The organism is Mesorhizobium sp. M0207, assembly GCF_040321995.1.
In the GTDB taxonomy this organism is placed as follows: Bacteria; Pseudomonadota; Alphaproteobacteria; order Rhizobiales; family Rhizobiaceae; genus Mesorhizobium.
The window spans coordinates 1-9,574 of sequence record NZ_JAMYSQ010000054.1; the positions used below are offsets into that span (position 1 = coordinate 1).

Genomic DNA, 9,574 nt, shown 5'->3' on the forward strand with positions numbered 1-9,574 from the left:
AAGGACCGTGCTCAAAGGCCGGACATATGGACGCAAGCGATCGAAAACGACGCAAAACAACCGTTGCAGGCAGGGCGCCGTCCACATATGGATCCCAGGGTCTCCGCGACGGAGCTTCGCTCCTGCTTCGCCCAGGGATGACGAAGGTGAGGGGCCTCGGCCAGCCTTACGGTCTTGCCTCAGCGCGTCAATTGCTGATTCATCCAAGGCGGTTAGCCGCCTTTTCTCCCGACCTGATTCAACGACCTCGCATAACGATCCAAACGAAAGGACCAAGCCATGGCCACGACGAAACTTCTGAGCGATGCCGAGGTGGAAAAAATCCCGGCGGTCAAGGCGGTATTCGACGACATCCGTGCGACGCGCAAATCCGATTTCGTCAACAATTTCTGGCGCGGGTTGGCCAATGATCCGGCGTCGCTGAAGCGGGTGTGGGAGCAGCTCAAGGCGGTGATGGTCACTGAGAGCGCCATCGATCCGCTGACCAAGGAGATGATCTACATCGCCGTCTCGACCGCCAATGGCTGCTCCTATTGCGTCCACTCGCACACCGCCGCAGCGCGCGCCAAAGGCATGACCGACGCGCAGCATGGCGAACTGGTGTCGATCATCGGGCTGGCCGGGCAGACCAACCAGATGGTCACCGCGCTGCAGATCCCGGTCGATCCGCAGTTCGAGGTGCGGTGAGGTGAGGCGCGGCGCCTTCCCTTCTCCCCTTGTGGGAGAAGGTGGCCGAGCGAAGCTCGGTCGGATGAGGGGTGCTGGACGGATCGCGGCCGTGGAGACGTAAGCGATTCAAATCGCTGGGATTTTCTCCGCCTAGTTTCTTCCAGCACCCCTCATCCGTCTCGGCGCTACGCGCCGATCCACATTCTCCCACAAGGGGAGAAGGGACGCGCGCTACACCGGCCGATAAACCTTCTCCGCCGTGTTCCAGAAAATATCGGCCTCGGCCGCCGCGCCGTGTTTCGCCACCGCCTCCCGGTGCGCCCTGATCAGCTCGGCGTGGCTGGTCCACAGCTTCTCGATCGGGAAGTTCGAGCCGAACATCAGGTGGTCGCTGCCGAGGATGTCGATGGTGTTGTCGACGATATAGCCGATCAGCGCCGGGTCGTTGTGGTGGACGAAGGTGCCGAGGCCGGACAGCTTTGCATAGAGGTTGGGCGCCGCTGACAGCGTGCGCAGGCCTGCCTTCCAGGCCTCGGTGGTTTCGGGCTCCATGTCGGTCAGCATGCCGGCATGGGTGAGGATGAAATTGGTCTCGGGGTTCTCGCCGACGAGCGTCAGCCCATCCTTCATCTGGGCGGGGAAAAGCTGCAGGTCGAAGGACAGGCCGTAATGCTTGAGCCGCGCGACATTGGCCCGCACCTTCGGGTCGATGACCTGATCGGCCGAGGCGGCGAAGCGGAAGGCCGGCGTTTGGTGCCAGTGCAGCTGCATGCGCACGCCGCGCAGCAGCGGATACTTGATCAGCCGGTCGATCTGGGAACGCACGTCGTCCACGGTCATGTCGGCATAGCCGACGATGGCGTGCGGCCAGCCGGTTTCTTCCGCGGTCTTCTGCAGGAACGCGACCTCGTTCTCGAAATCCTCCTTGGCCCAGTTGGTCTGGACATAGACCGCCTTCTCGACGCCCGAGCCTTGCTCGTCGGCGAGGAATTCCTCGATCGGATAGTCGCGGCGGATCGGCTCGTAAGGGCCAAAGATGCGCGGCACCATCGGCCCGACCAGCCATGGCTGGTCCTTTTGGCGCCAGATGTGGAAATGCGCGTCGATCGCCTTCTGCATCACGAAACCCTCTTCCAGATTGCCGCGGCCGCCGGGGCGGGGCGGGCGAGCGACAGGATGAACTCGGTGACGCCCGCGATGGACGAGCCGTCGACCAGGTCGTCGAGCACCGGCAGGATGGCGCGAAGTGCTGCCGTGGCCGGCCGGAAGCGCGGATCGCCGGCCAACGGCGTCGCCAGCGAAAGCCGAAAGGCGCGGGCGCTCAGCCGGCGCATCGCCGTCTCCAGCTCGGCATGATCGCCGCGCTCCAGCGCATCCGACAGGATGACGATCGCCGCCCCGCGTGCAAAGGCGGAGAAGCGCGGCACCGATAGAAACGCGAGCAGCGTCGGTCCCATACGGGTGCCGCCGTCCCAGTCGTCGACCTGGGCAGCGGCGCGGGCCAGCGCCTGGTCGCGGTCGCGAATGCGCAGCGGCGAGGTGATGCGGGTCAGCCGTGTGCCGAAAGTGAAGACCTCCGCCCGGTCGGCGCCTTGCACGGCCGCATGCGCCAGCTTGAGATAGTCCGATGTGTAGAGCTTCATCGAGCCGGATACATCGATGAGGATGAGAAGCTTGCGCGGCACCGCCTGCCGCCGGCGCAGCAGCGGCGAGGGGATATCGCCGTCGGCGCTGACGATCTCCCTAAGCGAACGGCGCAGATCGAGCTTGCCGCGCGCATGCGTGCGTACGGTGCGGAAGGAGCGGCGCGCGGGCAAAGCGGTGGCGAGCTTGCGGCGGAAGGCGGCAAGCCCGTCGCTATCGCGATGGAACTCGCGGACGCTCAACTGTTCGCTCGCCGAAGACAGTTCGCCGCCTTCCTCCTGGCGGATCACTTCGATTTCTTCTTCGCCCGTTGCACCATCGTCCTTGATGCGGGTTTCCTCGTCGGCCTCGCCCTCGATCAGCGCCGCGGCATCCCCATAGAAATGGCTCCGGAAATGCGCCTCGAATTCGTCGCGGCGGTCGGGCGGCGGCGCCAGCGTGGCGAGGGCCGCCTCGCGGATGTCGGCCATCGAGCGCGGCCCGAGCAGCGTCACCGCCTGCATGAAACCGGACACCTGTTCGGGCGCGACAGCAAAGCCATAGCGGCGGAGCAGCCGGCCGAAGCCGAGGAACGGCGTGGTCGCACGGGGCAAGCTTTCCGGACGCATCATTCCTTCGCGCCCCCCTCTGTCCTGCCGGACATCTCCCCCTCAAGGGGGGAGATCAGACATCTCGCCGGCTTTCGCCAATCTTCAACGTTGCAGAATTGAGCGGAGCGCCCAAGCTGCCAATCTTCCCCCTTGAGGGGGAGATGTCCGGCAGGACAGAGGGGGGCGCTGTCCCGCCAGCGTCGCGCACTAGCCCTGGGGTATCGCGCTAGCGCGCTTCGATCGTGCATCACGCCAGCGCCTCCTCGACAATCTTGCCGAGCTCCGGCGCAATGCAGGAAAGGTCCTCCTCGTCTTTGATCAGCACGCCAATGGCCCGGCGAAACGCTTCCGGCCACGGGCTGCCGCCTTTTTCGAGGATGGTCGCGGCATTGGCCCACTCGACCGCCTCGGCGATGCCTGGTGGCTTGGCCAGCGGACGGGCGCGAATGCCGCGCACAGCAGCAGCGACGGCGCGGGCCGTGGCCTCGGCGACGTCGCCGGCGCGCAGCATGATGATCTCGGCCTCGCGAATGGCGTCGGGATAGGTGATCCAGTGATAGACGCAGCGCCGCCGCAGCGCTTCTGCCAGTTCACGGGTGCGGTTCGAGGTCAGGATGACGATCGGCTGCGCCGTCGCGCGAATGGTGCCGCGCTCGGGAATACTGATTTGGAAATCGGACAGGAATTCTAAGAGCAGCGCTTCGAATTCATGGTCGGAACGGTCGATTTCGTCGACCAGCAGCACGCGCTTTTCCGGCGCCTTCAGCACCTGCAGCAGCGGCCGCGCGATCAGGAAACGGTCGTCATAGATGTCGACCTCGTGCTCGCCGGCATGGCGGATGGCGAGCAGCTGGCGCTGGTAGTTCCACTCGTATAGCGCATGTGCGGCGTCGATGCCTTCATAGCATTGCAGCCGCACCAGATCGCGCCCGAGCAGTTCGGCTATCGCCTTCGCCGCTTCGGTCTTGCCGACGCCGGGCGCGCCTTCGAGCAGCAGCGGCTTACCCAGCCTGATTGCCAGGAAGATTGCGGTGGCCAGGCTTTCATCGGCGAGATAGCGCGAGGTGGCGAGCCGGGACGCCACCGCCTCCGGCGAGGTCGCGACTGTCTCTGCGCTTGAAGTCCGGGCGCTTCTCTTGGGCATTTCCGGCACTCAGTTCGGGGCTTGCGCCTTCAGCGCCCGCAGAATGCGCTCCGGCGTGATCGGCAGTGTATCGATGCGCACACCGACGGCGTCGAAGACGGCATTGGCGACCGCCGGGATCTGCGGGTTGGCGCACATTTCGCCCGGCCCCTTGGCGCCATACGGCCCGTCCGCCGAGGGCCTCTCCAGCACGATGATATCGGTTTGAGCGAGATCCCCAGGACCCGGCATCAGATATTGGTTGAAGTCGGTGCCGCCATGGTCGCGATTGGGATAATAGGGTTCGGTCGTTTCGTAGAGCGCATGGCTGATGCCCATCCACGAGCCTCCGACGAGCTGCTGCTCGACCATTTTCGGGTTCAGCGCGCGGCCGATCTCAAAGACGTTCTTCACGGTCAGCACGGTGATCTCGCCGGTCTCGTCGTCGACCTCGACCTCGGCAACCGTGCAGGCGTGGGCGTAGCAGGTCGACGGCTTCATCGCGCCGGTTTCCTTTTCCGGATAGGAGCGCGGGATCAAAAACATGCCGCGGCCGGAAATCGAACGGCCGCGCTTGAAATGCGCCGACAGCGCGACATCGAAGATCGAGATCGATTTCTGCGGCGCGCCCTTGACCAGGATGTTGCCTTGCCCGTCGGTCTCGAGGTCCGACGCATTGGCCTCCAGCTCCTCGGCCGCCACTTCCAGCATCACCTGGCGGGCTTCCCTGGCCGCCTGGATAACCGCATTGCCGGCGCGATGCGTGCCGCGCGAGGCGAAGGTGCCCATGCAGTGCGGGCCGGTGTCGGTGTCGGCGGTGTCGACGACGACGCGGTCGGTCGGCACGCCGATCGTCTCGGCGCAGATCTGCGCCATGATCTGCTTCATGCCCTGGCCGAGATCGACGCTCGACAGCGTGACCATGAAATTGCCGGTCGGCGTCGAATGGACCAGCGCCTGCGTCGGGTCGCCGCCGAGATTCATGCCGGTCGGATAGTTGATCGCGGCGACGCCGCGTCCGCGCCTGATCGCCATCTCAAGCTCCCTTCGCGTAGGACGACATCGCCATGAATGTTTCTGCCACGGGCCAGTTGGCGGCGCGCGAGGCTTCCTGCATGCACTCGATCAGCGCAGCACCCTCGGTCGGCTGCCGATGTGCTTTCATGTCGCCATCGCGATAGGCGTTGATGAAACGGAATTCGAGCGGGTCCATGCCGATCAGCCGGGCGAGCTTGTCCATCTGCACCTCCAGCGCGAAATCGCCGATGGTGACGCCGAAGCCGCGCATCGCAGAGGACGGGGTGCGGTTGGTGTAGACGCAGTAGGTGTCGATCCAGACATTCGGGATCGTATAGGGGCCGGGATAATGCCCGGCGCCCTTCTGCGCGCCGTAGGGCGAATGGCGCGAATAGGCGCCGGCATCGGTGTAGCCCGTGACTTTACGCGCGACGATGCGGCCGTCGTTCATGACGCCGTCCTTGATGACGACTTTCTCGGCGGCGCGCGGCGAGGAAATCTGCATCTCTTCCTCGCGGCTGTAGATAAAACAGACCGGTCGTCCTGTTATTTTGGCGCCAAGGATGGCGATCGGCTCGACGATGACGTCGACCTTGCCGCCAAAGCCGCCGCCGACAGTGCCGCCGACGAAATGCAGCTTGTTGCCGGGCATCTGCAGGATGATCGAGGCGTTATCGAGAGTGAAGAACATCGCCTGCGTGTTGGTGTAGCAGGTGAAGCGGTCGTTGCCCTCCGGCGCGACGATGCAGCCGGTCGTCTCGGTCGGCGCATGCTCGATCGGTGAGGACTGGTAGGTCTGTTCGAGCACGTGGTCGGCCTCGGCGAAGCCGGCTTCGACATCGCCGAAGCGCACCTTGCGGCATTCGCCGCTGTCGTAGAGATAGTAGTTCCGGCCATGGTACTCATTGACGATCGGCGCGCCGGGCTTCAGCGCTTCGTCCATGTCGAAGACGGCGGGCAGCACTTCGTAGTCGACCTTGACCTTGGCGGCGGCTTCCTGGGCGGCACGCTCGGTCTCGGCCAGCACCGCCACCACCGCCTCGCCCTTCCAGCGCACCTTGCCGTCGGCCAGCACCGTCTCGTCCTCCGGCCCGATCTGGATCAGGATCAGGATGGTGTAGACATTGTGCGGCACATCCTTGGCGGTCAGGATTCTCACCACGCCCGGATGCCTCTCGGCCTCTGACGTATCGATGCTGCGGATGCGGGCGTGATGATGCGGGCTGCGCACCATCTTCAGGTGCAGCATGCCGGGAAAATTGCGGTCGGCGAAATAGGTGGTCTTGCCGGTGACATGGCCGGGCGAATCCGAACGCGGCCGCGGCTGGCCGATCTCGTGCAGATCGTCCTTGCGCTGGTCGGCAAAGTAGCTCTTGCGGAGTTCCATCTTTTTGACTCCCCTCAAGCCGCGTTCTGCGAATTGGAGCGCGCGGCGCTCAGCACCGCCTGGATGATCGGCTCGTAGCCGGTACAGCGGCAGATATTGCCCGACAGCGCCTCGACCACATCCTCGCGGCTGGGGTTCGGGGTTTGGTCGAGCAGCACCTTGGCGGCCATGATCATGCCCGGCGTGCAGAAACCGCATTGGGTCGCGAAGGCGTCGAGGAAAGCGCGTTGCAGCGGATGCAGCACGCCGCCTTCCGCCAGCCCCGTGGTGGTGGTAATGGCCGCACCGTTGCAGGTCTCGGCCAGCGTCAGGCAGGACAGCCTGAGCTCGCCATCGATGATGACCGAGCAGGCGCCGCAAGTGCCTTGATGGCAGCCGCCCTTCGGCGAGGTGTCGCCGATCTTGTCGCGCAACGCATGAAGCAGCGTCGTGCCGCTGTCGATGAACTCGGCTTTCTCCGCACCATTGAGCGTGAACTGAATCGGGACCTTTGCCATCTTTTTACTCCTTGCGCCGCAGCTAGGCGGACATACGCGCCACGGTCTTTCAGGCGAGCAGCAGCCGGCCGAGATGGACCGGCAGGACTTCGTTGCGATACCAGGCGCTGGCGATCGGATCGGTTCGCGGCGAAGTGCCGTCGCGGGCAACAGCCAGTGCCGGTGCGATGCCGTCGCTGGTGAGTTTCCGGCCAATCAGGGCTTTCTCCGCCGCCCTGGCACGGATCGGCCGGTCGGCCATGCAGCCGAACGCGATCTGCGCTGACGACACGGTGCCGTCCGGTGCGTGCTCCAGCACGGTCGCAATGCTCAGCACCGAAATGCCCTTTGGCTTGACCCGCGACACTTTCAGGAAGCGAAAGCCGCCTTCCTTCGGAAGCGTGAAGCCGACCGCGGTGACGATAGCGTCATTGCTCTCGCGCCTTGCCAGAAATGTCTCAATCGGCAGCTCGCCGTCGCTGGTGCTGACCGTTGCGCCCAAAGCCAGCAGCGCAACGGTGAAATCACCGTAAGGCGTTGGCGCGAAGAGATTGCCGCCGACGCTCGCCATATTGCGGATCGCCGGGCCGCCGACGGCGCGCGCGGCGTGGGCCAGCGGGGCGAGATCCGGATGGCGGGCGATCGCCGCCATGGTCACCGAGGCGCCGATGCGGACCGTGCCGCCGGAGACGGTGATGGCCGACAACGCCGGGTCGGTCGACCTGACGAAACCGGAGATCGACACGTCGCCTTCATTGACGGCGCGCACGACCAGCGTGCCGCCACCGAGATAGCGGGCGCCGGCGGCTTTCAGCGCCGCGCCGGCGTCCTTCACCGTCGGGAAAGTCTGCAATGCAAGCGTCATGGAACGCTCCCTTTTTCGGGCTTAGTCCGTCATTCAACTCTGGCCGGCAAAGTGGTTCTTCAGGGCGTTGAACCCGCCCTGGAAAACATTGGCGCCCATGCCTTCGGCCAATTTATCGGCTTCCTCGGGAGCGGCGTCGAAGCTGGCGGTCCATTCGGCATAGGTGCGGTCGCCGTCCGTCACCCGCCGCAACTGCAGCGTCGACTTGTGGTTGGTGAGCGGCTGCGGCGTCTCCAGGATGGCGTAGCTGACGAGGAAGTTCTCGTCGGAGAAATCGAGCAGCTTTTCGCGGAGGCGGGCGCCGCTGGCGAGCTGGAAATTGCGCACGCAGCCGATCGTGCCGGCATCCTTGCCGTCTTCGATATGGCTTTCGACCATGCGCGGGTGCCAGGTCGGCAGGCCGTTGAAGTCGCGTATGCGCGCCCAGACCTTTTCGACCGGCGCGTCGATGACGCTGGAGATGGTGACTTTCGCCATATGATCGTTCCCTTGCACATCAGCTGCCTGGGAGGGTAGGGCGGCAGGCTCGGCAGCGCTTATCAATGCGTCTTGAACGCCTATCAAATAGTCTGAAAAAACGGGCGCTCAGCTGATCGCCCGCGCCGCCTCGCGGTAAAGCGTCGGCGGGACGCCGACATGGTCGCGGAAGAAGCGCGAGAAATTGCCTTGCGTGGTGAAGCCGAGATTGCAGGCGACCGAGATCAGCGGCTCCTGCGACCACTGTAACTGCCGCACCGCTTCCTCCATGCGCAGCGTGTTCCAATAGACGTTGGGCGTCAGATTGGTCTGTTCCTTGAACAGGGCGAAAAAATGCGGCCGCGACAGGCCGACGCTGCGCGCCACGTCGTCGAAGCAGATGCGCTCGCAGACATTGGCTTTCATCAGCTGGATCGCCTTGCGGACGCGGAAGTCCTGCATGGTGCTGACGCGGGTGCGCACGGTCTGCGGTGCGGACGCGTCGGCGGCATCGAGCACGCTGTCGATGAAGCGCTCGATCTCGTAATTGGCGATGTCGTCGATGCTCTCATTGTCGCTGAGATGATCGAGAAGGTTGGCCGCCGCCTTGTGCAGCCAAGGCTCGAGCGTGATTGCCGGGGCGGAGAACAGCGGCGCGGAGGAAGGCAGCTCGCGGCGCCTTCGAGCCCAGTCCGGATCGATGTAAAAGGCGAGGAACAGGCCGGGCGTGCCGTCGCGGGACAGAGCGTGGCTGTGCGGCTGGAAGGAATTGATGCCGGCGGCGGTGCCCGGTCCAAGCCGTACCGTCTCGCGGCCGATGGTCATCTCGCCGGCGGTGCCTTCCAGCCAGATGATGATATGCGCCTCGACATGGGCATGGGTGACGAAGTCGCTGGCGACGTTCAGGACAGAAACATGTCCGAACCGGCCCCAGTAGAGCCTGATCGCTTCCGTCATGGGTATATCCTCCCGCAGGCGACTGGCCTCCCTTCGCCTGCTGCGAGCGATTGTGCGGCGCAGTTCGGGCTTGCGTCAAGACGGATGTGCACGTCCGGGCGCCGGCCATGCGCCGCACCGGCGGATTATCAGACCCGGCGATAGGAGCGCGTCCCCTTCTCCCCCTGTGGGAGAAGGTGGATCGGCGCGCTAGCGCCGAGACGGTTGAGGGCTGTTGGAAGAAATGAGGCGATGCCAAACTGGAGCACCCCTCATCCGTCGCCTTCGGCGACACCTTCTCCCACAAGGAGATCTTTGCACAGAAGCCGATCAGTGATTCTGTTGTGAGGTTGGAGCAGGGAGATTCGCGATGGTGGATCGTGTTCTGGGTCAGTTGAGTCTGGCGGACGG

At 64.6% G+C, this 9,574-nt stretch carries 10 protein-coding genes; 1 reads left to right on the forward strand and 9 read right to left on the reverse strand.

Annotated elements, in window-relative coordinates; genetic code table 11:
* Window positions 1-279 precede the first annotated feature (279 nt).
* Window positions 280-687, forward strand: coding sequence for a carboxymuconolactone decarboxylase family protein (locus NKJ15_RS32425; protein WP_352819767.1), 408 nt, complete (start codon window positions 280-282; stop codon window positions 685-687).
* A gap of 213 nt (window positions 688-900) precedes the next feature.
* Here the strand turns inward: NKJ15_RS32425 and NKJ15_RS32430 are convergent, their stop codons facing one another.
* From NKJ15_RS32430 to NKJ15_RS32470, 9 genes are all read right to left on the reverse strand, one after another.
* Window positions 901-1,788 carry an amidohydrolase family protein gene (locus NKJ15_RS32430; protein ID WP_352819778.1) on the reverse strand — a complete coding sequence of 296 codons (888 nt, stop codon included), beginning with the start codon at window positions 1,786-1,788 and terminating at the stop codon, window positions 901-903.
* Window positions 1,788-2,924 carry a vWA domain-containing protein gene (locus NKJ15_RS32435; protein ID WP_352819769.1) on the reverse strand — a complete coding sequence of 379 codons (1,137 nt, stop codon included), beginning with the start codon at window positions 2,922-2,924 and terminating at the stop codon, window positions 1,788-1,790. Before NKJ15_RS32435 ends, NKJ15_RS32430 begins: the two co-directional genes overlap by 1 nt.
* 226 nt (window positions 2,925-3,150) lie before the next feature.
* Window positions 3,151-4,047, reverse strand: a complete 897-nt coding sequence (locus NKJ15_RS32440) for an AAA family ATPase (RefSeq protein ID WP_352819770.1) — start codon at window positions 4,045-4,047, stop codon at window positions 3,151-3,153.
* Window positions 4,048-4,056: 9 nt separating this feature from the next.
* Window positions 4,057-5,061 carry a xanthine dehydrogenase family protein molybdopterin-binding subunit gene (locus NKJ15_RS32445; RefSeq protein ID WP_352819771.1) on the reverse strand — a complete coding sequence of 335 codons (1,005 nt, stop codon included), beginning with the start codon at window positions 5,059-5,061 and terminating at the stop codon, window positions 4,057-4,059.
* 1 nt (window position 5,062) lies between these two features.
* The gene (locus NKJ15_RS32450) at window positions 5,063-6,430 is read right to left on the reverse strand and encodes a xanthine dehydrogenase family protein molybdopterin-binding subunit (RefSeq protein WP_352819772.1); all 1,368 of its coding nucleotides are present in this window, start codon (window positions 6,428-6,430) and stop codon (window positions 5,063-5,065) included.
* A gap of 14 nt (window positions 6,431-6,444) precedes the next feature.
* Entirely contained in the window at window positions 6,445-6,927 is a 483-nt protein-coding gene (locus NKJ15_RS32455; RefSeq protein WP_352474970.1) for a (2Fe-2S)-binding protein, read from the reverse strand.
* 49 nt (window positions 6,928-6,976) lie between these two features.
* The gene (locus NKJ15_RS32460) at window positions 6,977-7,771 is read right to left on the reverse strand and encodes an FAD binding domain-containing protein (RefSeq protein ID WP_352819774.1); all 795 of its coding nucleotides are present in this window, start codon (window positions 7,769-7,771) and stop codon (window positions 6,977-6,979) included.
* A 33-nt stretch (window positions 7,772-7,804) separates the two neighbouring features.
* Window positions 7,805-8,248, reverse strand: a complete 444-nt coding sequence (locus tag NKJ15_RS32465) for an SRPBCC family protein (protein WP_023675802.1) — start codon at window positions 8,246-8,248, stop codon at window positions 7,805-7,807.
* A 108-nt stretch (window positions 8,249-8,356) separates the two neighbouring features.
* Window positions 8,357-9,184: a helix-turn-helix domain-containing protein gene (locus NKJ15_RS32470; RefSeq protein ID WP_352819776.1), complete on the reverse strand. Its 828-nt coding sequence runs from the start codon at window positions 9,182-9,184 to the stop codon at window positions 8,357-8,359.
* Window positions 9,185-9,574 lie beyond the last annotated feature (390 nt).

Coding starts and splice junctions, on each gene's coding strand:
- NKJ15_RS32425 (WP_352819767.1), top strand. CDS start 280: ATGGCCACGACGAAACTTCTGAGCGATGCCGAGGTGGAAAAAATCCCG.
- NKJ15_RS32430 (WP_352819778.1), bottom strand. CDS start 1,788: ATGCAGAAGGCGATCGACGCGCATTTCCACATCTGGCGCCAAAAGGAC.
- NKJ15_RS32435 (WP_352819769.1), bottom strand. CDS start 2,924: ATGATGCGTCCGGAAAGCTTGCCCCGTGCGACCACGCCGTTCCTCGGC.
- NKJ15_RS32440 (WP_352819770.1), bottom strand. CDS start 4,047: ATGCCCAAGAGAAGCGCCCGGACTTCAAGCGCAGAGACAGTCGCGACC.
- NKJ15_RS32445 (WP_352819771.1), bottom strand. CDS start 5,061: ATGGCGATCAGGCGCGGACGCGGCGTCGCCGCGATCAACTATCCGACC.
- NKJ15_RS32450 (WP_352819772.1), bottom strand. CDS start 6,430: ATGGAACTCCGCAAGAGCTACTTTGCCGACCAGCGCAAGGACGATCTG.
- NKJ15_RS32455 (WP_352474970.1), bottom strand. CDS start 6,927: ATGGCAAAGGTCCCGATTCAGTTCACGCTCAATGGTGCGGAGAAAGCC.
- NKJ15_RS32460 (WP_352819774.1), bottom strand. CDS start 7,771: ATGACGCTTGCATTGCAGACTTTCCCGACGGTGAAGGACGCCGGCGCG.
- NKJ15_RS32465 (WP_023675802.1), bottom strand. CDS start 8,248: ATGGCGAAAGTCACCATCTCCAGCGTCATCGACGCGCCGGTCGAAAAG.
- NKJ15_RS32470 (WP_352819776.1), bottom strand. CDS start 9,184: ATGACGGAAGCGATCAGGCTCTACTGGGGCCGGTTCGGACATGTTTCT.